Raw genomic sequence first — 20,044 nt, forward strand, 5'->3', positions numbered from 1 at the left:
AACGGGTCCATCGCCATCGACAGCGCGTCCAGTGCCGTGCCGACCGCGCCCATCGCCACCGACGCCCAGTCACCCGACTCGATGGCCGTCGACAGGTCGTTCGCGGTCTCCAGGAGCGAAATACCCGAATACGCCTTGGTGGAGTCCTGCGTCTGCGCGATCAACGGATTACTCACATTGGCACGCTAGCAGCGCCGAGCCGTCCGTCCGGGCCCGAACTGCGGGGTTGCCTGATAGTCCCGCGTCCCCGAGCCCACCGTGCACAATCGTCCGGAAACGGCACCATCGGGTGAACCGTTCCGGGGTCAGCCGACTTCGGCGGGAACGAGCTCATCCGGCTCGCCGGCCGCGGCCTGGCGGGCGTAGCGGCGGGCCATCGCGGCGCACACGATCAGCTGGATCTGGTGGAACAGCATCAGCGGGAGCACGATCAGGCCCACCTGCCCGTGGCCGAAGAGCACGGTGGCCATCGGCAGGCCGCTGGCCAAGCTCTTCTTGGAGCCGCAGAACACGATCGTGATCCGGTCGGCGCGGTCGAAGCCGAGCAGCCGCGCGCCGACGCTCGTGGTGGTGAGCACGGCGGCGAGCAGCACCACGCACACGCCCAGCAGCACGAACAGCGGGCCGATGTCGAGCTGGTGCCAGATGCCTTCGGTCATGCCCTCGCTGAAGGCGGTGTAGACGACGAGCAGGATCGAGCCGCGGTCCACGAGCTTCAGTGGTGCCGAGTGGCGGCTGACCCAGCCGCCGATCCAGCGGCGGGCGAGCTGGCCCGCCACGAACGGCACGAGCAGCTGCAGCACGATGTCCAGCACCGCCTGACCGCTCACGCCCGGGCCGCCGGTCGAGAGCAGCAGCGCGACGAGCAGCGGCGTCAGCACGATGCCGAGCAGGTTCGACACCGAGGCGCTGCAGATGGCGGCCGCGACGTTGCCCTTCGCGATCGACGTGAACGCGATCGACGACTGCACCGTGGACGGCAGCAGGCACAGGAACAGCACGCCGGTGTAGAGCGGCGACGTGAGCAGCCCGGGGGAGAGGAACGACGCGGCGAGGCCCAGCAAAGGGAACAGCACGAATGTGGCGGACAGCACAGTGACGTGCAGGCGCCAGTGCTTCAGGCCGTCCACGGCCTCCTTGCTCGAAAGCCTTGCGCCGTAGAGGAAGAACAACAGCCCCACCGCGATGTTCGCCGCGATCCCGAAGCCGGTGGCGGTGCCACCCGAGGCGGGCAGGAGCGAAGCGATGCCCACCGTCAGCAGGATGGCGGCGATGAACGGGTCGATCCGCAGCTTGGCCAGCAGTGCGGAAACGGGGCGGGTCAGCGGGGCGAACACGGTCGTCATGGAACTCCTTTCCCACCCGATTCTCCGGTGCGGCACGGTCATTCGGAACCCCGATCACCGTACTCACTGTCATTGTCGGCGCCGATAAGATGTGACGCATGCTGGATTCGCGCCTGTGCCGCTCCTTCCTCGCGGTGGCGGAAACCCGCAGCTTCACCGCGGCGGCCCGGCGGCTGGGTGTGGGCCAGCCCACAGTCAGCCAGCACATCCGGCGCCTCGAAAGGGAAGCCGGCGGGCTGCTGTTCCAACGCGACACCCACGCGGTCGACCTCACCGCGCGCGGGCAGGCGATGCTGGGCTTCGCCCAGACCATTGTGGACACCGAAGAACGTGCTGCCCGCCACTTCCGCGGCACCCAGGTGCGCGGGCGCGTTCGCTTCGGAGTGTCCGAGGACTTCGTGCTCGACGAGGTGCCCGAGATCCTGCACCGGCTGCGGCGCAGCCACCCGCTCGTGGACGTGGAGCTCCACGTCGAACTGTCCGATGTGCTCGCCCGCCGCCTCGCCGAGGGCCGCCTCGACGTCGTGCTCGGCAAACGCCGCCCCGGCGACCCCGGCCCTGCCCGCGTCCTGCGGCGCGAACCCCTGGTGTGGATCGGCTCCACGGCCACCGTGCTCGAGCCAGGGCAGCCCGTGCCGCTCGTGCAGTACCCCATGCCCTCGGTCACGCGCCGGCTCGCCGTCGAGGCGCTCGAACGGGCGGGTCTCGAATGGCGCGCCGCGTGCCTCACCTCCAGCCTCACCGGCCTGCGCGCCGCGGCGGCCGCCGGCCTCGGCATCACCGTCCACGCCCGCAGCCTCCTCCCGGACGGCCTCCTCGAGCTCCCGGCCCACCTCGGCCTCCCGGACCCGGGCGCCGTGGAGTTCATGCTCCTCCTGCGCGACGCGACGGAAGGCCCGGCAGCGGCGCTGGCGGATTTCGTGGTGGCGAAGCTCGGGGAGGAATGATCGATTCGTCCGAACGGGCCTGCGGGACCCCTCGTGCCGGAGATCGACTCAAGGTCACCGTGGAGGTCACCTATATGGGTGAAGCACCGGCTGCCAGCGCGCCGGAGGACCGGTCGACGGTCACTGCCACCGCGTTCGGTCTGTTCGCCGACCAGGGTGCGAGCCGGACGCGACTTTCACCGCGACGACCGGTCCCGACAGGTCGCTCGCGACCACCGACGCGACCGGGTCCGTGACCGTCACCGCGGTACCCACCGGCACGTACCGCGCTTCGGTGCTCGGCGTGTGGAAGATCGCGCCCGGCTTCGAGCAGGCGTGGGTGACGGCGCCGCCGCATTCGCTCGGCACGTGGGAGTTCCAGGTCATCCCCAAGCAGTCCGCCGTTGCGGCGGGCCGGTCACCTCTGCCCGCCGTTCAGCAGGTTGCGCAGCCGCAGCAGGGCGCGGTGCTGGGACACGCGCACCGCGACCGGTGAGGAGCCCACCGCTTCCGCCGTTTCCTCGGCCGTCAGGCCGACCACCACGCGCAGCAGGACGATCTCGCGCTGCCGGTCCGGCAGAACGTCCAGCAGCCGCGCCAGGCGGGTGGTGAGCTCGGTGCGCAGGGCGTGTTGCTCGGGGCCGTCCGCGGGGTCCGCGCGGTCGGGTGGGTCGGCGACCGGGTCGGAGCGGTTGCGGGCGGCCGCGCGGTGGGCGTCGGCGACCTTGTGCTGCGCGATGCCGTACACGAAGGCCAGGAAGGGACGGCCCTGGTCGCGGTAGGTCGGCAGGGCGGCGAGCAGCGCGACGCACACGTCCTGGGCCACGTCGTCGGCGGAGGCGTAGGTGCGGTCGGAGCCGCCGAGGCGCCCGCGGCAGTAGCGGACGACCAGCGGGCGGACGGTCTCCAGCAGCCGCGCCGCGGCGAGGCGGTCGCCGGCCGCGGCGGCGGCGACGGGGCCGTCGAGGTGGTGCCAGTGGTCGGGGAAGCGCGGGGCGGTGCGGGACTTCACGTGCCGCAGCGCCGCGTCGACGTCGAGGCCGCGGCGCAGCGCTCCGGTCAGCGTCGCGTCGGCTTCCCGCAGCAGGGTCACCACGGCGTCCTCCCCGTTCGGCGAACCCGGCGAGCCAGGCAGCGGAGCCAGCCGGCGGTTGAGCCGTTCCCGCGCGTGGCGCAGGTTCGAGCGCACCGTGCTGGCCGGCATCCCGAGGGCGGTCCCGATGGCGGCCGGGGCGAAGCCGTCGAGCGACCACGCCAGCACGGTGCGCTGCGTGTCCGGCAGCGTCGCGAGCAGCTCGACCCCCAGGGCGTTCCGCTCGACGAGCGCGGTCAGGCCGTCGTCCGCCGGGACGCGCTCCCCGGCGAACCCCCGCACGCTCAGGCGCAACCGCGCGCGCGGATCGTCCGGCGGCGGCCACACCTGCGCCTCCTGCCGCAGCGCGTCGGCGGCGGCCTCGCGCGCCGCCGGCGGGTCCAGGCCCAGCTTGCAGCCGAAGGCCACGAGGGGCGGGAACTCGGCGCGGAAGAACCCGTCGAACTCGTCCACGCCCACCCCCGTCGTCCGCTCTGCCGAAGGAACAGGTGCGGTGAGGGCGGCGCCAGGTGTAACGATTCGATGTCGGCACCACGTGTGACGACGTGATCGCGCGGGTACCTCTGGTGGAACAACAAAAGATCAGTGTGAGCTGGGCCCGTAACTCTTAGGAACAACCGCCATCGGTGGTAAGTTGGAACTTCGGTTGTCCGCGGGCCGCCCTCATGGGGGCGCCGGCGGGGTCGGCCGAAAGTCCACCGAGCGTCACCCGAGCTGTACAGCTCCTTGTGAGTTGTGCTGCGCCGTGCGCCCGGAGAAGTCGGTTGACCGAGAAAAGACAATGTTCGACAGGAGGTGAAACGCAACAATGGAACTCACGAGCACCGGCTGGCTGTCCCGCGCAGCCTGCCAGGACGAGGATCCGGAACTGTTCTTCCCGATTTCGGACGTCGGCCCCGGAGCCCGTCAGGTCGGCGAGGCCAAGGCGGTCTGCGCGCGCTGCCCGGTTCGCGAAGCGTGCCTTTCCTACGCCCTGGACAACGGGCTGGACAACGGCATCTTCGGCGGAACCACGGAGCTGGAGCGCCGCAAGCTGGTCCGCACCCGCTCCGCCGCCGAACGGCATCAAGCCGCCTGACCGCGTACCGGTGACCATTCCCGGAGGCGAAGGCGAGACTTTCCCGGAAAACCCCACGGGGACCGGCTTGTGCCCGGGTGGGTGACCTGATCGAGGTCACCCACCCGGGCTCTTTTTTGCCCTGCGTGGCTCATTCCGAGAGCGTCTCCGGTAATCCGTACGGTGCGAACGATGCCGTTTCGAACGCCGCCACCGCCGTGACCAATCCGTGCTCGACCGTGAGCACGCTGATCCCGAACCGGCGGAACCCGCTCTCGCCGGGCCGGCGCACCCACGTGGCGACGGCGGGCTGCCGATTCGCACGCACGGCGACCATCCGGAACCAGCCCGTGAAATACGGCGACCGTGCGTCCATGCTCGTGCGCAGCGCGGCGACGATGCGCTCCCGGCTGTCGAACCAGAGCGAGTACGGCGGCATCACGGCCCGCGCGTCCTCGCGCAGCAGTTCCGCCACCGCGTTCGGATCGCCCGCTTCGTACGCGGCGATGAACCGGCGCAGCAACTCGGCTTCCTCCGCCGTGGTCGCGCCGGCGGAAGCCCACTCGGCACGCCGCGCGGGCAAGCGCGCACGCAGGGTTTCGCGGGCGCGCTGCAACGCGCTGTTCGCGGACGCCACCGAGGTCTCCAGCACCGCCGCGGTGTCCTTGGCGGACCAGTCCAGCACGTCGCGCAGGACGAGCGCCGCGCGCTGCCGGGGCGGCAGGTGCTGGATGGCGGCGAGGAACGCGAGCTCGATCGTCTCGCGTTCGACCACCGCGGCGCCGGTGTCGTCGGGCGCAGCGGGGTCGAGCTCCGCGTCGGGGATCGGGCCGAGCCACGGCACGTCGAGCGCGGCCGGGATACCGGCCGGGTCGGCGGCCGCGCCCAGCTCGTCCGGCAGGACGCGGCGGGGCCGGCGGGCCAGGGCGTCGAGGCACACGTTGGTGGCGATGCGGTACAGCCACGTCCGCACGCTCGCCCGGCCCTCGAACCCGCCCCGGCCCTTCCACGCCCGCAGGAACGCCTCCTGCGTGAGGTCCTCGGCTTCCTCGAACGAACCGCTCATCCGGTAGCAGTGCACTCGGATCTCGCGGCGGTGCCGTTCGAGGAGCGTGCCGAAGTCGTCGTCCACGCGCAGAACCGTAGCTCAGGCGCCTTCCTGCGCGAGGCGCTCGAGACCGCTCTGGGTCTTCAGCGGCAGGTGCTTGAGGAACACCACCGCCACCACCACGAGCAGCGCGATCGGGGCGGCGATGAGGAACAGGTCGCTCGTCGCGGTGCCGTAGGCCTCGCGGATCACGTTCGCGATCGGCGCGGGCAGGTCGGCGAGGTTCGGCACCTTCTCGCTGCCACCGCTGCTCATCCCCGGCATCGGGCCGAGGCCCTCGGTGATCAGCGCCGTGACCCGGTTGGCCAGCACCGCGCCCAGCGCGCTCACGCCGATCGAGCCGCCGAGGCTACGGAAAAACGACAGCGTGGAGGTCGCCGCGCCGAGGTCTTGGGCCGGCACGTCGTTCTGCGTCACCAGCACCAGGTTCTGCATCAGCATGCCGACGCCGACACCCAGCACGAGCATGAACAGGCTCAGCTCCAGCACGCTGGTGTGCGCGTCGATGAGCCCGAGCAGCCCGAGACCGGCGGTCAGCAGCACGGCACCCAGGATCAGGTGGCCCTTCCACCGCCCGGTCCGGCTGATCAGCTGGCCCGACACGGTCGAGGACACGAGCAGCCCGAAGATCATCGGCAGGCTCATCAGGCCGGCGACCGTGGGCGACTTGCCGAGCGAGAGCTGGAAGTACTGCGACAGGAACACCGTGCCGCCGAACATCGCGACACCCACGAAGAAGCTCGCGATCGTGGTCAGCGAAACCGTGCGGTTGCGGAACAGGCGCAGTGGGATGATCGGCTCGCGCACCTTCGTCTCCACGAACACCGCGACCGCCAGGACCACGACGCCGACCGGCACGAGCACGCCGGTCTGCCAGGAACCCCACGCGAACGACGAGCCGGCGAGCGACGACCAGACGAGCAAAGTGGACACTCCGAGCATGATCAGGAACGCCCCGAGGTAGTCCACGTGCGCCTCGCGCCGGACCGTCGGCAGCTTCAGAGTGCGCTGCAGCAGCAGGATCGCGGCGAGCGCGAACGGCACGCCGAGGAAGAAGCACCAGCGCCAGCCGAGCCACGAGGTGTCCACGAGCACGCCGCCGATCAGCGGCCCGGCCACCGTGCCCACGGCGAACACGGCGCCGAAGATGCCGGAGAACTTGCCGAGCTCACGCGGCGACACGATCGCCGCCATGATCACCTGCGCCAGCGCCGTGAGGCCACCACCGCCGATGCCCTGCGCCACGCGGCTGACGATGAGCAGCTCGATGTTCGGCGCGAAGCCGGCCACCAGCGAGCCCACCACGAACAGCCCGAGCGACAGCTGGATCAGCAGCTTCTTGTTGTACAGGTCGGAAAGCTTGCCCCACAGCGGAACCGTCGCCGTCATCGCGAGCAGCTCCGTGGTCACCACCCAGGTGTAGGACGACTGCGAGCCGCCCAGCTCGGACACGATCCGCGGCAGCGCGTTGGCCACCACGGTGGAGGCGAGGATGGCGACGAAGATGCCCATCATCAGCCCCGACATCGCCTGCAGCACCTGCTGCCGGCTCATCGCGCCCGAGGCGGCGGGCGCCTCGGTTTCGGACACGGTCATGAACGGATCCCCTTGGAGTGCGCGGGTGGGTGAGACGGGATTTTCAGTGCGGGTCGGTGAACCCGGCGGCCAGCGTGGCCACCGCTTCGTCGACCAGGTCCAGCAGCGGGCGCGACCCCCCGAGGTCGCGCCAGAGCATCAGGGAGGCGTTGAGCGCGCTGCCGAACGCCGAAAGCAGCAGGGACGGGTACAGGTCCTTGGCTCGGTCGGTGCCGGTGCGCTTCGCGATGGCGGCGATCGTCGGCTCGACGGCGTCGGAGTTGAGCGCCATGGCCCGCAGCGTCAGGCCGGGGTTCTCCTTGATGATCCGGATGCGGGTGAGCCACTCGTCGCGGTTCTCGTCGATCTCCGCCAGCTCCTCGCGCACGCTCGCGAGCAGGGCTTCGAGCGTGCCCATCGACGGCGGCAGCGCGGTCAGCCGCTCGGCCATCCGCAGGCTGCGTTCGGTGTGGTCGGCGTGTGCGATCACCACCGAGTCCTCTTTGGACGCGAAGTAGTTGAAGAAGGTGCGCGCCGAGACCCCCGCCTCCGCGGCGATGTCCTCCACGGTCACGTGGTCCAGACCGCGTTCGCCGACGAGCCGCACCGCGGCGGCCGTGAGCGTGCGGTGGGTTTCGAGCTTCTTGCGCTCGCGCAGGCCGGAGGAGGACACGGCGAGGAGCGTAACGCGAAACTTTCATAATCTGCAAAGTTGCAGTTTGTGAAACGGGCCACCTCGGGCGGGCGGTCGGCGGGGCTGGCAGACTGCCGCGCGTGAGCGGAACGGTGCTGGTGCTGGGCGGACGCAGCGAGATCGGGACGGCGGTCGCGCAGCGGCTCGCCGTGGGCGGGGCGAAGCGGTTCGTGCTGGCCGCGCGTCCGGGCGCCGACCTCAGTGAGCAGGTCACGACGCTGCGAGCCGCCGGCGCCGAGGTGGTCGAGACCGCCGGGTTCGACGCCGACGACCTGGCCGGGCACCGCCCGTTCCTCGACCGCGTCGTCGCCGAGCACGGTCCGCTGGAGGTCGTCGTGCTCGCCTTCGGCATCCTCGGCGACCAGGCCCGCGCGGAGACCGACGCCGAGCACGCGACGGCGATCGTGCACATCGACTACGTCGCCCAGGTCGCCGTGCTCACCCACACGGCCGAACTCCTGCGCGCGCAGGGCTCGGGCAGCCTCGTGGTGTTCTCCTCGGTCGCCGGCGTCCGCGTGCGGCGCGCCAACTACGTGTACGGCTCGGCCAAGGCCGGGCTCGACGGCTTCGCCTGCGGGCTGGCCGACGCGCTGCACGGCACCGGCGTGCACCTGCTGCTCGTGCGGCCCGGCTTCGTGATCGGCCGGATGACCGAGGGCATGTCGCCGGCGCCGTTCTCCAGCACCCCCGATCAGGTGGCCGACGCGACGGTGGCGGCGCTGCGGCGACGGCGCGCAGTCGTCTGGGTGCCGGGAGTACTCCGTCCGGTCTTCGCGGTGATGCGCCTGCTGCCGCGCGCGGTGTGGCGGCGCATGCCGCGCTGAGCGCTCCGCGTGCTCGGAATGCCACGCGGTGTCGCGGAACTCCGTGGCACAGCTCACTTTCGGCCCAGTGCAGGTCGGCCGAACGGGCATCATCACATCTTTGCGACAGGATTCTCAGGCTATTCCCAGCTAACGCGGTGATCCTCGAAGGCAGGCCCGCTCGGGCCCTTTCGGGGAAGCAAGGGGATTCTGTCGTGCTGCTCACGTCCCGGGGCCGCCGGATCGGCGGCCGTGTCGTGCTGGGGGTGGTGTCGACGCTGGTGCTGGGTGCCACCGGGTACGCGTGGTCGCAGCTGCACCGGCTCGACACCGGGATCGTCACGGCCGACGTCATCCCGCCCGCCGCCCAGATCCCCGAGGCGCCGACCGGGCAACCGCTGCAGGTGGCGCAGAACATCCTCCTGGTCGGGCTCGACTCGCGCACCGACGCCAACGGGAACCCGTTGCCACAGAACGTGCTCGACTCGTTGCACGCCGGCAGCAGTGACGACGGCGGCAGCACCACCGACACGATGATCGTGGTCCACGTGCCGGCGGGCGGCGCGGCCGCCACGGCGATCTCCATCCCGCGTGACTCCTATGTGGACGTCCCGGGCTACGGCAAGCACAAGATCAACTCGGCCTACAGCCGCGCGCGGGCGTCCGCGCGCTCGCACCTGTCGGGGCAGGGCCTCAGCGGCCCGCAGCTCGAGGTGGCCGCCGACGCCGAGGGCGCGAAGTCCGCGATCGCCACGGTCGAGGAGCTCACCGGGCTCACGATCAACCACTACGCGGCGGTGAACCTCGCCGGGTTCGCGGCGCTGAGCCAGGCCGTCGGTGGCGTGCAGGTGTGCCTCAACAACCCGGTGCACGACTCGTACTCCGGCGCGAACTTCCCGGCCGGCCCGCAGACGCTGTCCGGTGCTCAGGCCCTCGCGTTCGTGCGGCAGCGCCACGGCCTGGCAGGCGGCGACCTCGATCGCATCGCTCGCCAGCAGGCGTTCCTCGCCGGCATGGCGAAGAACGTGCTCGGGGCGGGCACGCTGACCAGCCCGGACAAGCTGTCTGCCCTCGTCGACGCGTTGCAGGGCTCGGTCGTGCTCGACAAGGGCTGGGACGTGCTGAGCTTCGCGCAGCAGCTGCACGGCATCAGCTCCGGCGCCATCGCGTTCGTCACGATCCCGGTGCAGAGCCTGTCGCTGGCCACGCCGGCCGACGGCGACGCGGTGAAGGTCAGCCCGCAGCAGGTCAAGACGTTCGTGCAGAACCAGTTGAGCTCGTCGTCGGTGTCGGCCTCCGGCGGATCCGGCGAGACCAGCTCACCGCCCGGCACCAACGCCGGCCGGGTGAAGCCGATCGCCGTCACCAAGTCCGTGAACCCGCCTTCGGACACGCCCGCCGGGGGAACGCCACAACAGCCGGTGGCGACGAACGCCACCGGCTGCGTGAACTGACCGGAGATCACACCGCGGCATCAGACGAAGGCGCTCTGCCCCGTGATCGCCTTGCCCACGATGAGCGTGTTCATCTCGCGGGTGCCCTCGAACGAGTAGATGGCCTCCGCGTCGGCGAAGAACCGCGCGATGTCGTGGTCGAGCACGATGCCGTTGCCGCCGAAGATCTCGCGGCCCCAGGCCACGACCTCACGCATCCGCGAGGTGACGAACGCCTTGGCGAGCGAGGAGTGCTCGTCCTTGAAGATCCCGGCGTCCTGCAGGCGGGCCAGCTGCACGAGCATGCCCCACGACGCGGTGATGTTGCCGAGGCTCTTCACGAGCAGGTCCTGCACCAGCTGGAACCGCGCGATCGGTCGGCCGAACTGCTTGCGCTCCTTGGCGTAGCCGAGAGCGAGCTCGTAGGCGCCGATCATCACGCCCAGCGCCTGCCACGCGACGCCGCCGCGGGTGGCGCGCAGGATCTCCGCGACGTCGCGGAAGGAGTCGATGCCCTGCAGGCGGTTGGCCTCCGGCACGCGCACGTCGGTGAGGGTGATCTCGGCGTTCTCGACGATGCGGAACGCGATCTTGTTCTCGATCTTCACCGGCGAGAAGCCCGGTGTGCCCTTCTCGACGACGAAGCCCTTCACGTTGTTGTCGTCGACGTCGCGCGCCCACACCACCACGTAGTCGGCGAAAGTCGCGTTCCCGATCCAGCGCTTGGCACCGTTGAGGATCCAGGAGTCACCGGAACCCTCTTTTGACACCCGCCGCGCCGTGGTGCGCATGCCACCGGCCACATCGGACCCGCCGAGCGGCTCGGTCATCGCGAACGCGCCGATCTTGTCCATCGCGGCCATCTCGGGGAGCCAGCGGTCACGCTGTTCCTGGCTGCCGCCGGAGTAGATCGAGTACATCGCGAGTCCGTTGTGGACACCGAAGAAGGTGGCGACCGACGCGTCGGTGCGGCTCATCTCCATGGCCATCATGCCGGTGAGCAGGTGGCTGGTGGCGGCGCGGTGCTCGCCGTAGCCCTCGTAGGGCAGGCCCGCGAGGCCGCTCTCGCGGAACTTCGCGATGAGCTCCTTCGGGAAGGTGCCGGCGGCCCAGTTCTCGTTCACCAGCGGCTTGACCTCGTTGCGCATGAAGCCGCGGGCTTTGACGAGCAGCTTGTGCTCTTCGTCGCTCAGCAGGGTTTCGTAGTCGTAGAAGTCGGCGACGAGCTGGTCTTCGAGCGTGGTCATGTCAGTTCTCCTCCTTGCTAGCCGCAGTCGGGGGGTCCAGGGGGGCTCGCCCCTCGGCTGGGGTCCGGGGTTTGGCCCCAGAAGACACAGCCAATGCAGACAGGACTGCGATCTGCTTGCGGTCGCGCGCCTCGGCGAGTTCCGAGTACGTGGAGGAGCCGTAAGCCTTTTCGACGGCTTCGACGAGCCGTTCGGTCTCTTCCGGGGTCTGCGAGGGCTGCCCGAGGCTCGCCCACATCTTCTTCATCGACGGGCCGATGTGCTCGGCCATGTGCCGGTAGCCGCCGGGGCCACCACCGAGGTGCGAGCCGAGGAACGGCCCGACCGTGGCCCAGCGGATGCCGAGCGAGTTGGTCATCACCTTGTCGAGGTCCTCGGGTGTCACCACACCCTGCTCGACGAGGTAGATCGCCTCGCGGCTGAGCGCGTTCTGCAGGCGGTTGCCGACGAAACCGGGGATTTCCTTGCGCTCCACCACCGGCACCCGGCCGAGGAAGGTGTAGAAGTCGACGGCCGCCTGGGTGGCGTCCTCACCGGTGCGTTCGCCGGGCACGACCTCGACGAGCGGGATGAGGTGCGGCGGGTTGAACGGGTGTCCGATGAGGACCCGGCTCGCGTCGGCCAGCTCGCCGGTGAAGGTGGTCGACGGGATCGCCGACGACGAGCTCAGCAGCAGCGCGTGCTTCGGCGCGGCCTCGACCAGCGTGGCGAACAGGTCCTTTTTGAACTCGACGCTCTCCGGGCCGTTCTCCTGCACCACGTCGGCGTCGCGGACGGCGTCGGCGACACTGCCGGCGATCTGCACGCGGCCGGCGATTCCGGCGACGTCCAGGCCCTGCGCGGCCAGATGCGGAGTGAACTCGGCCAGGGCGTTCGCGACCGCCTCGGCGAGGTCGGGGCGGGGGTCGGTGACCTTGACGGTGAGGCCGTGGCCGGCGAACAGCGCGGTCCAGGACAGGCCGATGGTGCCGGCTCCGATCACGGCGGCGGTCCGGAATTCGGTGCTCATCGCTGTGCTCCCTTCAGGTAGTCGTGGACCGGCGTGACGGGGGCGAGGGTCAGGTCGGTGATGATGTGGCTCGCGGAGACGATCTCGCGCACCGGCAGGTCGGCCAGCGGGGCGAGCACGTGCTCGAACAGCTGCAGCCGCGCGGGGCCGGTCCAGGCTTCCTTCACGACGACGTCGGTGATCTCGGTGCGGACGAGCTCCATCACGCGGGGCGCGCCGTCGTAGCCGGGGATGATCTTCAGCATGAACGTCGGCACGGTGATCTGGGCCTTCGCCTCGGCCGGGTCCAGCGCGAAGTGCTTGTAGCCCATGGTCGCGGTGGCCACGCGCAGCGTGCCGTAGTCCAGCGTGCCGACGAGCGCGCCGTTGTCGACATAGAGGTTCGGCGCCCCGATGGTCTTCGGGTAGGCGGCGACCTCGCGGCCCGACGCGGTCGCCGGGAAGTTGTCGAGGTACATCGAGTGCAGGTACTCGCCGCGCTCGCCGTCGAAGGTGACCGGGATGGCCTGGCCCGACTCGGTGTAGGGGCCGTAGCCGCTCACGTCGCCCATCTTCATGACCTCGAAACGCACCAGCGGTTCTTCGATCTGCAGGGGCTCCGGCACGACGGCGCGCAGGGCCTCGGCGTCGGTGCGGTAGACGATGTTGAGGTACTCCCGGTCGGTGAACCGCGGCACCATCGGCGCGAACGCGGGGTTCACGAGCGGCGTGGTCACGTGCCGCAGGACGTCTTCGTGCTTCATGGTCGTCACCGTCCGGTCCACTGGGGCGCGCGGCGCTCGGCGAAGGCGGTCATGCCCTCGCGGACGTCGGCGGAGGTCATCAGGGTCTTGAGCTCTTCACGCTGCGCGGCGAACGCCTCGGGCTCGGGGGTCCCGTCGGCGGCGCGCACGATCTTCTTCACGGCGGCCAGCGCGAGTGGCGCGTTGCGTGTGACCAGCTCGGCCAGCTGCAGCGCGACGGCGGTGGCGTCACCGGCCGGGACCACGCGGTTGGCCAGGCCCAGCTCACCGGCTCGGTGGCCGGTGATCGGCTCGCCGGTCAGCAGCAGCTCCATCGCGAGGTGGTGCGGGAGCCGCTTCGGCAGGCGGATCACGCCGCCGCCGGCGGCGACCAGGCCGCGCTTCACCTCGGGCAGCCCGAACTTCGCGTCTTCACCGGCGACGACCAGGTCGCAGCCCAGGGCGAGCTCGAACCCGCCGCCCATGGCCCAGCCCTCGACCGCGGCGATCAGCGGTTTGGTCAGCTCGGCCTCGGTCAGCCCGCCGAACCCGCGGCCCGGGATCTCCGGGCTCTCGCCGGCCAGCGCGGCCTTGAGGTCCATGCCGGCGCTGAAGGTGCCTTCGGCGCCGGTGAGGACACCCGCGCGCAGCGTCGGGTCGCTCTCCAGGGTGTCCAGCGCTTCCGCCAGCCCGGTCGCGACGGCCGCGTTCACGGCGTTGCGGGCCTGCGGGCGGTCGATCGTGATCAGCAGCGTGGTGCCGATCCGCTCGGTGCGCACTTCGGTGCTCATGACGTCACTTCTCTTCTGCGACTGGTGGTTCAGCGGTTCACGAGTTCCGCGAGGACTTCGGCGGTGTCCTGGCCGGCGACCGGGGCGGGGCGGCGGATCGAGCCGGGCGTGGCGGAGAAACGCACCGGGATGCCGACCGTGCGGATGGTGCCCTCCGTCGGGTGCTCGACGGTGTCGAGGAGGTGGCCTTCGCGGACGTAGTCGTCCTCGTGGGCGCGGTCCAGCTCCAGGACCGGCGCGAACGGGATGCTGTGCTTGGCGCAGACCTCGGCCCATTCGGCGGTGGTGAGCGCGGGGGCGCACTCGTCGATGAGCTCCGCGAGGGCGTCGACGTCGGCGTTGTCGATCGCCTCGCCGTTCACGCGCGGGTCCTCGACCAGGTCGGCGCGCCCGGCGGCGGAGAAGAAATCGCGGAAGTTCTGCGGGTTGTAGGGGATCACGCAGGCGAGGCCGTCCTTGGTCGGCGCCGCGCGGTGGCCCTGCGACATCGACAGCGGGAAGCCCGTCGGGCCCTGCGCCGGCTCGAACACGTGCCCGGCGAGGTGCTCGACCAGGTTGAACGCGATGAGCGTGTCGGTCATCGGGACCTCGATCTGCTGGCCGGTTCCGGTGCGGTCGCGGTGGTGCAGCGCGGCGAGCACGCTGTAGACGATCGTCAGCGAGGAAACCTTGTCGCCCAGGATGGTCGGGAGGTAGACCGGCTTGCCGATCGCGCGGTTCGCGATGTCGACCAGGCCCGAGGCGGCCTGCACGGTCTCGTCGTACGCCGCGTTGCCGGCGCGGTCGGAGTCGCTGCGGAAACCCTGGGCGTGGGCGTAGATCAGACCCGGGTTGCGCTGCGCGACCTCGGCGTAGTCCAGGCCGAGCCGGGCCAGGGCGCCGGGGCGCATGTTCGTGATCAGCACGTCGGCGGTGTCGATCAGCGCCAGCGCCCGCTCGCGCTCGCCGGCGTCCTTGAGGTTCAGGGCGACGCTGCGCTTGTTGCGGTTCACGTTGAGGTTGAGCGGGGTCATCCCCGGCGTGGTGCGGTACTGGCCCACCCGGACGGTGTCGGCAGGGGACTCGATCTTGATCACGTCGGCGCCCAGGTCGCCGAGGATCTGTGCCGCGTACGGGCCCATCACCACGGTCGAGAGGTCGATCACGCGCACCCCGTCCAGCGGTCCGGTGGCGGTGTTCTGCTCGTCCATCTTCGATCCTTTCGCACCTGCTGTTCTTGCTCTGCCACCGAAGTTAGTGGCGCAGGTGAAGAAAGGGAATGATCATGTTGCGAAGAATGGTATGACCGCAGCGATCACACCATTTTTTCGCTGTTTCAGCTGCTCAGGGGTCCGGCGAAGATCTCGCGCGCGGCGGCGACGAGCTCCGCCAGGTCGCCACTGTCGCCCCGGTCACGTCGCCAGAGCAGGTTGGTCTCCAGCTCGGGCTGGAAATCGGTGAACGGCAGCACGGCCACGTTCTCGAGCCGGTAGAGGTGCATGGGACTGGCCTCGTCGAGCATGGAAATGGAAAAAGCCAGCCCGGAGGAAATGATTTCCGAGACGCCCGAATATCCGGTGTTCGAGAGTTTGAGCCGTTTCTTGATGCCGAGCGACATCAATTGGTGGTCGAGCTGCTCGAAATACGCCGGCGTGGAATCCTCGGGCGAGGCGATGTAGGCGAACCCGGACAGCTCGGCCAGGCTCACCGAGTCGCGGCCGGCGAACTGGTCGGCGGGCACCACGGCCCCGAGCCGCTCGGACATCGCCGGCAGCGCTTCGAGGGCCGGATCGGTCACGGGCATGCGCGCCAGCGTCAACGCGAGCCGTCCGTCGAGCACGGCGTCGACGAGATCGGGGCTGGCGCCGGGCCAGCGCTTGAGCTCGAACCGCTCGCGCACCCGCTCGGCCAGCGCCGTGACGCGGTCGCGCAGGTCTGGGTGCACGCCCGCGGGCATGCCGAGGAACACGGTGCTGCGCTGGGGTTTCGTCGCCTCGCGCAGCCGCCAGGGGATCGAGTTCACCTGCTCCAGCACGTCGCGCGCGATCGGCAGCAGCGCCGCGCCCGCGGCGGTGAGGGTGACGTGGTGCGTGCTGCGGTCGAACAGCTTCTGGCCGAGCTCGTGCTCGAGGTCCTTGATCCGCTGGCTCAACGGCGACGCGGCCATGTGCAGCTTCCGCGCGGCCGCCGAGAAGTTCAGCTCTTCGGCGACGGCCACGAAGTAGCGCAGGTGCAGCATTTCCACGACGTGAGCTTAACCGGTGCGAGCTCGACCGGCGCCCGCCTGACCGGTGCCGGCGCTGCCCCGGCGGATCACGCTCAGCAGCCGTTCGGTGCGGGGTTTTTCCGCGCCGGACAAGGCGATGCCCGTCACGAGCACCAGCAGGTCGAGGGGCTCGACCTCCTCGGTGAGACCGGCGCGGGACGCCAGGGCGGTGGCTGTGTCGGTCATCACCCCGTGCCAGTGGGTGAAAAGCTCCTCGCGTTCGCCGCCGGGACCGTCCGTTATGGACAGTGCGAGCTCGCGTTTGTCCCGGACGTGGTCGAGGAAGAGCCCGAGCCACGTGAAGAGCGCGGTCTCGGGATCCTCGTGTGCCAGCAGGGTCTCACCCTCGGCCCGGAGGGTCTCGACCTCTTCGGCGTAGACCGCCGCGAGCAGGTCGCGCCGCCGGGGGAAGTGGCGGTAGAGCGTGGCGTTGCCGATGCCCGCGTGCTTGGCCACGTGGTCCAGCGGCGCATCGCCGCCCTCGGCCGCGAACACCTCACGGGCGGCGCGTACGAGCTGCGCCCGGTTGTCACGTGCGTCGGCCCGTGGCGTCACGGCCGGCCTCCTCGGGGATTGCCAAGTGGGGAGTTCCCCGCTTAGGGTACGCGGCCATGACCAGCGAACTCACCCCGGCCGAGGTACACCGCCGGATCGTCGAGACGGCGTTCACCGAGGAGGGCCTGAAGTACGTGGACCCGGACGTCGTCGATCACCGCGGTGGCGCCGGGGGAGACCACGTCGGCATCGCCGCGTGGCGCGAGAAGTGGGCCGCGATCAGCCGCGGCGAATTCCTCGCGGACTTCCGCGACCTGGCGGTGCGCGTCGAGCAGAACGTGAGCGAGGGCGAGTTCTCCGTGAACCGCTACACGAGCACCGGCACGCAGGTCTCCACCGGCCGTTCGTACGCCGTGACCAGCATGGACATGGTCCGGGTGCGCGACGGGCGGATCGTCGAGCACTGGGCGCTCATGGACGTGACGGACCGGGCGGCGCAGCTGCGAGCGGGAGGGTGATCGTGAACGCGGCCCCGCCCTCGGGGGCCGGCCCGGCCCGGAGCGCGCCGCCCATGCGCTCGACGAGGCCGTGGACCAGGGCCAGGCCGATGCCGGAGCCGACGGGCCGGCGGTCGCGGTAGCGCTTGTTGAGCACGCCGCGTTCGAAGGCCACTGCGTAGTCCTCCGGCGCGAGGCCGGGCCCGCCGTCGCGCACGGCGAGGTGCGCGTGCCCCTGGTCCACGACCAGGGAGAACACCATCGGCGCACCGGCCGGGGTCACGCGCAGGGCGTTCTCGGCGAGGCCGTCGACCACCTGCTGCAGGCGGCGCGCGTCGGCGGTGACGAGCACGGGCGCGGCGGGCGAATCGACGTAGAGGGGCACGTTTTCGCGTTCGCAGCGCAGCTGCCACACCTGCGCGCGGTCGCGGACCAGCGCGGCGAGGTCCAGCGTCGCGAGGTCGAGGCGGAACTCGTCGGCGCCGAGGCGGGCGAGTTCGAGCAGGTCGCTCACCAGGCGTTCGAGGCGCTGCGCCTCGCGGTGGATGGTCTCGCCCGCGCGGCGCGCGTCGGGACCCTCGGCGACACCGTCGGCGATGGCTTCGGCGAAGCCGGTCACGGCGGTGAGCGGGGTGCGCAGCTCGTGGGACACCGACAGGAGGAACTCCCGCTGGCGCGCCTCGCTGTGGGCCAGCGCGTCGGCCAGTTCGTTGAGCGAGCCCGCGACCTCGGCGACCTCGACGGGCCCTTCCACGGGCACGCGCACGTCTCGCCGGCCGGTGCGCAGGCTGACCGCCGCGGCGGCCGCCTTCCGCAGGGGCCGGCCGAGCAGGCGTCCGGACGCATACCCGGCGACGGCCGCCACCAGCAGCCCGATGCCCAGCGCGAGCGCGATGTTGCGGACCAGCGCGCGCTGTGTCGCCTCTCCGCTGCGCGCGGGCTGGACCAGCGCGAACGCCGCGGCGCGTGGCCCGACGGCACGGACCTCCACCAGGTACTGCTGCCCGTCCACGGTCACGCGGTCCGACCGGTTCTGGCCCGACGCGAGCCCGGCCCGTTCGGCCACGCGCGTGGACGTCGCGTCGCCGATGTCCTGGCCGCCGGGCCGCCGCACGACCACGGCGATGCCCTGGCCGCGCACCACGTCGGCGACCTTCCCGACGCCGAGGCGGTTGCCGATGCCGGTGTCGTCGAGCTGGGTCGCGACCACGTCGGCCTGGGATTTCAGCGACTGCTGCAGCACGGTGTCGGCGGTCGTGCGCACGAGGCGCGTCGCCACCAGGCCCGAGACGATCACGGCGATCCCCGCCACCGCCAGGCACACGACCGTGATGCGCAGGGCGAGCGTGCCCCTCATCCGGCGTCCGCCGCGTAGCCGATGCCGCGCACCGTCCTGATCGGACTGTGCGCACCGAGCTTCGCCCGCAGCTGGGCCACGTGCACGTCGACCGTGCGCGTGCCCGCCGCGGCGGCGTAGCCCCACACGGCGCTCAGCAGCTGGTCGCGCGAGAGCACGTGGCCGGGGTGGCGGACGAGGTGGGTGAGCAGGTCGAACTCCGTGGACGTCAGCGTGATCTCCTGCTCGCCCGCCCAGGCACGGCGGCTCGTCACGTCGACGCGCGCGCCGCCGCACTCGAACGTCTCCGCGGCCGGGGTGCCCCCGGACGCGCGGCGCAGCACCGTGCGCACGCGCGCCGCCAGCTCGCGCGGGCTGAACGGTTTGGTGAGGTAGTCGTCGGCGCCGATCTCGAGGCCGAGCAGGCGGTCGAGCTCGTCGTCGCGCGCGGTGACGAACAGCACCGGCGTCCAGTCACCGGCCGCGCGCAACGCCTTGCAGATCTCGATACCGTCCATTCCGGACAGTCCGATGTCGAGCACCACGGCCACCGGCCTGAGCCGGCGGACCGCGTCCAGCGCGGCGGCGCCGTCGGACTCCACGTGCACCCCGAACCCGTCGCGCCGCAAGTACATCGCGGCGAGCTCGGCGATCGCGGCCTCGTCCTCGACGACGAGGACGAGCCCACGCCCGGCTGACCCCATGCGGGCTCCCGTTCTCCCTGTCCGCCAACGTCGACCGAGAGGCTACGCGGCTCAGGGTGCGCCGTCGCCCGCCTGTCCGGCTTGCGGTGGGCTGTCGCCCGTGGTGGCTGTTTTGTGCCCGTGCTGTCCAGACGAGGTGAGCCGTCGCGGGCGGTGGGCAGGCGGTTGCCCGTGGTGGCTTGCTTACGGCGGGCTGTTGCCCCCCCGACGGCCGGCTCACCACGAGCGTCGCCGGCACGGGTCAGGGTGAGCCGTCGCCTGCCATGTCCGACTCGATGCTGTCGAGTGTCGACTGGATGCCGTTGAGCTCGCTCGTCGCCTGGGAGGCGCCGTCGGCCGGGGCCGCGGAGCCGCCGTTGTCGCAGGCGGCGCATCCGAGCGCCAGGAGGACGGCCGCCCCGGCCGCGGCCGCGAGCCGGGCGGCCCTCACTTCGTGCCCGCGGGCTTGCAGTGCGCCGAGGCGAAGGCGTCGAGCTTGCTCGTCGCGTCGCTGAGCTGGCTGATCCGGCTCTGCCGCTTGTCCGCGCGCTTCTGCAACCGGTCGGCCGCGGCGGTGTGGCCCTTGGCCTTCTGGTCGGCCGAGCGCGCCTTGAGGTTCGCGACGGACCCGGCGACCTCGGCGCCGCCGTTGATGCGGTCGGTGAGGTTCTTCGCCCGCTTCTGCAGCTTGGGCACCCAGTCGCCGCAGAGCTGCTGCGACTCCTCGGGGCTGAGCGTGATCGGGGCCACCGGCGCCGCGCTCGACGACGGGGCCGGGGGAGCGCTGGTGTCCGCGACGGCCAGCGGCGTCACGGCCAGCAGCCCGGCCGCGACACCGCCGCCCGCCAACGCCAGCCGCCGGGTCCAGGTGGTTCCTCGCATCGCTCGTACTCCCTCTCGTGACCGGTGAGTTCCGGGTACGGGCAGTACCTTCTCGTCCCGGTGTACGAGGGGTGTGGGGCGAATGTTCGGGCTTCGTAAAGC

Annotated in this window: 22 protein-coding genes and 1 pseudogene; 5 read left to right on the forward strand and 18 right to left on the reverse strand. The window is 71.0% G+C overall.

All coding sequences use genetic code 11. The features are described 5' to 3' along the window. Nucleotides 1–305 precede the first annotated feature (305 nt). Nucleotides 306–1,346 (reverse strand): bile acid:sodium symporter family protein, encoded by a 1,041-nt coding sequence (locus AB0K15_RS19650; RefSeq protein ID WP_364052008.1) that lies wholly within the window; start codon nucleotides 1,344–1,346, stop codon nucleotides 306–308. Between the two features lie 98 nt (nucleotides 1,347–1,444). Between AB0K15_RS19650 and AB0K15_RS19655 the strand changes: the two genes are divergently transcribed. Continuing rightward, a complete protein-coding gene (locus AB0K15_RS19655) occupies nucleotides 1,445–2,293 on the forward strand; it encodes a LysR substrate-binding domain-containing protein (RefSeq protein ID WP_364052011.1) in 849 nt (282 codons plus the stop codon). Between the two features lie 120 nt (nucleotides 2,294–2,413). Here AB0K15_RS19655 and AB0K15_RS19660 read toward each other — a convergent pair whose 3' ends face one another. The 3 genes and pseudogenes from AB0K15_RS19660 to AB0K15_RS19670 all read right to left on the reverse strand — a co-directional run. Then, nucleotides 2,414–2,659 carry a hypothetical protein gene (locus AB0K15_RS19660; protein ID WP_364052014.1) on the reverse strand — a complete coding sequence of 82 codons (246 nt, stop codon included), beginning with the start codon at nucleotides 2,657–2,659 and terminating at the stop codon, nucleotides 2,414–2,416. A 31-nt stretch (nucleotides 2,660–2,690) separates the two neighbouring features. Beyond that, nucleotides 2,691–3,284, reverse strand: coding sequence for an RNA polymerase sigma factor ShbA (gene shbA / locus AB0K15_RS19665; protein ID WP_364052902.1), 594 nt, complete (start codon nucleotides 3,282–3,284; stop codon nucleotides 2,691–2,693). Nucleotides 3,285–3,437: 153 nt separating this feature from the next. Further along, nucleotides 3,438–3,824: pseudogene (locus tag AB0K15_RS19670) on the reverse strand (sigma factor-like helix-turn-helix DNA-binding protein); the annotation flags it as partial. Between the two features lie 349 nt (nucleotides 3,825–4,173). On the opposite strand from AB0K15_RS19670, the gene AB0K15_RS19675 reads away from it, so the two are divergent. Further along, nucleotides 4,174–4,443, forward strand: coding sequence for a WhiB family transcriptional regulator (locus AB0K15_RS19675; protein WP_285974314.1), 270 nt, complete (start codon nucleotides 4,174–4,176; stop codon nucleotides 4,441–4,443). 130 nt (nucleotides 4,444–4,573) lie between these two features. Here AB0K15_RS19675 and AB0K15_RS19680 read toward each other — a convergent pair whose 3' ends face one another. Genes AB0K15_RS19680 through AB0K15_RS19690 form a run of 3 tightly spaced genes read right to left on the reverse strand, consistent with a single transcriptional unit; the run spans nucleotide 4,574 to nucleotide 7,778 of the window. Beyond that, on the reverse strand, nucleotides 4,574–5,560 hold the full coding sequence (locus tag AB0K15_RS19680) for an RNA polymerase subunit sigma-70 (protein WP_364052905.1): 987 nt from the start codon (nucleotides 5,558–5,560) through the stop codon (nucleotides 4,574–4,576). Nucleotides 5,561–5,569: 9 nt separating this feature from the next. After that, entirely contained in the window at nucleotides 5,570–7,126 is a 1,557-nt protein-coding gene (locus tag AB0K15_RS19685) for an MDR family MFS transporter (RefSeq protein WP_364052017.1), read from the reverse strand. A gap of 43 nt (nucleotides 7,127–7,169) precedes the next feature. After that, a complete protein-coding gene (locus AB0K15_RS19690; RefSeq protein ID WP_364052020.1) occupies nucleotides 7,170–7,778 on the reverse strand; it encodes a TetR family transcriptional regulator in 609 nt (202 codons plus the stop codon). A gap of 101 nt (nucleotides 7,779–7,879) precedes the next feature. Between AB0K15_RS19690 and AB0K15_RS19695 the strand changes: the two genes are divergently transcribed. Further along, on the forward strand, nucleotides 7,880–8,623 hold the full coding sequence (locus tag AB0K15_RS19695) for an SDR family NAD(P)-dependent oxidoreductase (RefSeq protein ID WP_364052023.1): 744 nt from the start codon (nucleotides 7,880–7,882) through the stop codon (nucleotides 8,621–8,623). Nucleotides 8,624–8,817: 194 nt separating this feature from the next. Further along, nucleotides 8,818–10,056 carry an LCP family protein gene (locus tag AB0K15_RS19700; protein ID WP_364052026.1) on the forward strand — a complete coding sequence of 413 codons (1,239 nt, stop codon included), beginning with the start codon at nucleotides 8,818–8,820 and terminating at the stop codon, nucleotides 10,054–10,056. Nucleotides 10,057–10,076: 20 nt separating this feature from the next. Here AB0K15_RS19700 and AB0K15_RS19705 read toward each other — a convergent pair whose 3' ends face one another. The 7 genes from AB0K15_RS19705 to AB0K15_RS19735 form a co-directional block, all read right to left on the reverse strand. Then, nucleotides 10,077–11,282, reverse strand: coding sequence for an acyl-CoA dehydrogenase family protein (locus AB0K15_RS19705; RefSeq protein ID WP_364052029.1), 1,206 nt, complete (start codon nucleotides 11,280–11,282; stop codon nucleotides 10,077–10,079). Nucleotide 11,283: 1 nt separating this feature from the next. Further along, nucleotides 11,284–12,291: a 3-hydroxyacyl-CoA dehydrogenase NAD-binding domain-containing protein gene (locus AB0K15_RS19710; protein ID WP_364052032.1), complete on the reverse strand. Its 1,008-nt coding sequence runs from the start codon at nucleotides 12,289–12,291 to the stop codon at nucleotides 11,284–11,286. Then, a complete protein-coding gene (locus tag AB0K15_RS19715) occupies nucleotides 12,288–13,034 on the reverse strand; it encodes an acetoacetate decarboxylase (protein WP_364052035.1) in 747 nt (248 codons plus the stop codon). Before AB0K15_RS19715 ends, AB0K15_RS19710 begins: the two co-directional genes overlap by 4 nt. A gap of 5 nt (nucleotides 13,035–13,039) precedes the next feature. Beyond that, a complete protein-coding gene (locus tag AB0K15_RS19720; protein ID WP_364052038.1) occupies nucleotides 13,040–13,804 on the reverse strand; it encodes a crotonase/enoyl-CoA hydratase family protein in 765 nt (254 codons plus the stop codon). A gap of 29 nt (nucleotides 13,805–13,833) precedes the next feature. Next, nucleotides 13,834–14,994 (reverse strand): CoA transferase, encoded by a 1,161-nt coding sequence (locus tag AB0K15_RS19725; protein WP_364052041.1) that lies wholly within the window; start codon nucleotides 14,992–14,994, stop codon nucleotides 13,834–13,836. A gap of 125 nt (nucleotides 14,995–15,119) precedes the next feature. Further along, nucleotides 15,120–16,028, reverse strand: coding sequence for a LysR family transcriptional regulator (locus AB0K15_RS19730; RefSeq protein ID WP_364052044.1), 909 nt, complete (start codon nucleotides 16,026–16,028; stop codon nucleotides 15,120–15,122). A 9-nt stretch (nucleotides 16,029–16,037) separates the two neighbouring features. Further along, nucleotides 16,038–16,604, reverse strand: a complete 567-nt coding sequence (locus AB0K15_RS19735) for a TetR/AcrR family transcriptional regulator (RefSeq protein WP_364052047.1) — start codon at nucleotides 16,602–16,604, stop codon at nucleotides 16,038–16,040. Between the two features lie 56 nt (nucleotides 16,605–16,660). Between AB0K15_RS19735 and AB0K15_RS19740 the strand changes: the two genes are divergently transcribed. Continuing rightward, entirely contained in the window at nucleotides 16,661–17,062 is a 402-nt protein-coding gene (locus tag AB0K15_RS19740) for an ester cyclase (protein ID WP_364052050.1), read from the forward strand. Here AB0K15_RS19740 and AB0K15_RS19745 read toward each other — a convergent pair. From AB0K15_RS19745 to AB0K15_RS19760, 4 genes are all read right to left on the reverse strand, one after another. Further along, entirely contained in the window at nucleotides 17,016–18,398 is a 1,383-nt protein-coding gene (locus AB0K15_RS19745) for a HAMP domain-containing sensor histidine kinase (RefSeq protein WP_364052053.1), read from the reverse strand. The two genes, AB0K15_RS19740 and AB0K15_RS19745, sit on opposite strands and share 47 nt — an antisense overlap. Beyond that, nucleotides 18,395–19,081, reverse strand: coding sequence for a response regulator transcription factor (locus tag AB0K15_RS19750; protein ID WP_364052056.1), 687 nt, complete (start codon nucleotides 19,079–19,081; stop codon nucleotides 18,395–18,397). The genes AB0K15_RS19745 and AB0K15_RS19750 overlap by 4 nt, the downstream gene beginning before the upstream one ends. A 241-nt stretch (nucleotides 19,082–19,322) precedes the next feature. Then, nucleotides 19,323–19,511: a hypothetical protein gene (locus AB0K15_RS19755; protein WP_364052059.1), complete on the reverse strand. Its 189-nt coding sequence runs from the start codon at nucleotides 19,509–19,511 to the stop codon at nucleotides 19,323–19,325. Beyond that, a complete protein-coding gene (locus AB0K15_RS19760; RefSeq protein ID WP_364052062.1) occupies nucleotides 19,508–19,942 on the reverse strand; it encodes a hypothetical protein in 435 nt (144 codons plus the stop codon). Before AB0K15_RS19760 ends, AB0K15_RS19755 begins: the two co-directional genes overlap by 4 nt. Nucleotides 19,943–20,044: the final 102 nt, after the last annotated feature.

Origin of the sequence: Amycolatopsis sp. NPDC049253, assembly GCF_040678995.1 — a bacterium.
GTDB lineage: Bacteria > Actinomycetota > Actinomycetes > Mycobacteriales > Pseudonocardiaceae > Amycolatopsis.

Bases quoted from the DNA above. Each gene is read 5' to 3' on its own strand.
- AB0K15_RS19760 (WP_364052062.1), bottom strand. From the start codon at position 19,942: ATGCGAGGAACCACCTGGACCCGGCGGCTGGCGTTGGCGGGCGGCGGT.
- AB0K15_RS19705 (WP_364052029.1), bottom strand. From the start codon at position 11,282: ATGACCACGCTCGAAGACCAGCTCGTCGCCGACTTCTACGACTACGAA.
- AB0K15_RS19725 (WP_364052041.1), bottom strand. From the start codon at position 14,994: ATGGACGAGCAGAACACCGCCACCGGACCGCTGGACGGGGTGCGCGTG.
- AB0K15_RS19750 (WP_364052056.1), bottom strand. From the start codon at position 19,081: ATGGGGTCAGCCGGGCGTGGGCTCGTCCTCGTCGTCGAGGACGAGGCC.
- AB0K15_RS19675 (WP_285974314.1), top strand. From the start codon at position 4,174: ATGGAACTCACGAGCACCGGCTGGCTGTCCCGCGCAGCCTGCCAGGAC.
- AB0K15_RS19685 (WP_364052017.1), bottom strand. From the start codon at position 7,126: ATGACCGTGTCCGAAACCGAGGCGCCCGCCGCCTCGGGCGCGATGAGC.
- AB0K15_RS19650 (WP_364052008.1), bottom strand. From the start codon at position 1,346: ATGACGACCGTGTTCGCCCCGCTGACCCGCCCCGTTTCCGCACTGCTG.
- AB0K15_RS19710 (WP_364052032.1), bottom strand. From the start codon at position 12,291: ATGAGCACCGAATTCCGGACCGCCGCCGTGATCGGAGCCGGCACCATC.
- AB0K15_RS19660 (WP_364052014.1), bottom strand. From the start codon at position 2,659: ATGACCTGGAACTCCCACGTGCCGAGCGAATGCGGCGGCGCCGTCACC.
- AB0K15_RS19745 (WP_364052053.1), bottom strand. From the start codon at position 18,398: ATGAGGGGCACGCTCGCCCTGCGCATCACGGTCGTGTGCCTGGCGGTG.
- AB0K15_RS19715 (WP_364052035.1), bottom strand. From the start codon at position 13,034: ATGAAGCACGAAGACGTCCTGCGGCACGTGACCACGCCGCTCGTGAAC.
- AB0K15_RS19655 (WP_364052011.1), top strand. From the start codon at position 1,445: ATGCTGGATTCGCGCCTGTGCCGCTCCTTCCTCGCGGTGGCGGAAACC.
- AB0K15_RS19740 (WP_364052050.1), top strand. From the start codon at position 16,661: ATGACCAGCGAACTCACCCCGGCCGAGGTACACCGCCGGATCGTCGAG.
- AB0K15_RS19720 (WP_364052038.1), bottom strand. From the start codon at position 13,804: ATGAGCACCGAAGTGCGCACCGAGCGGATCGGCACCACGCTGCTGATC.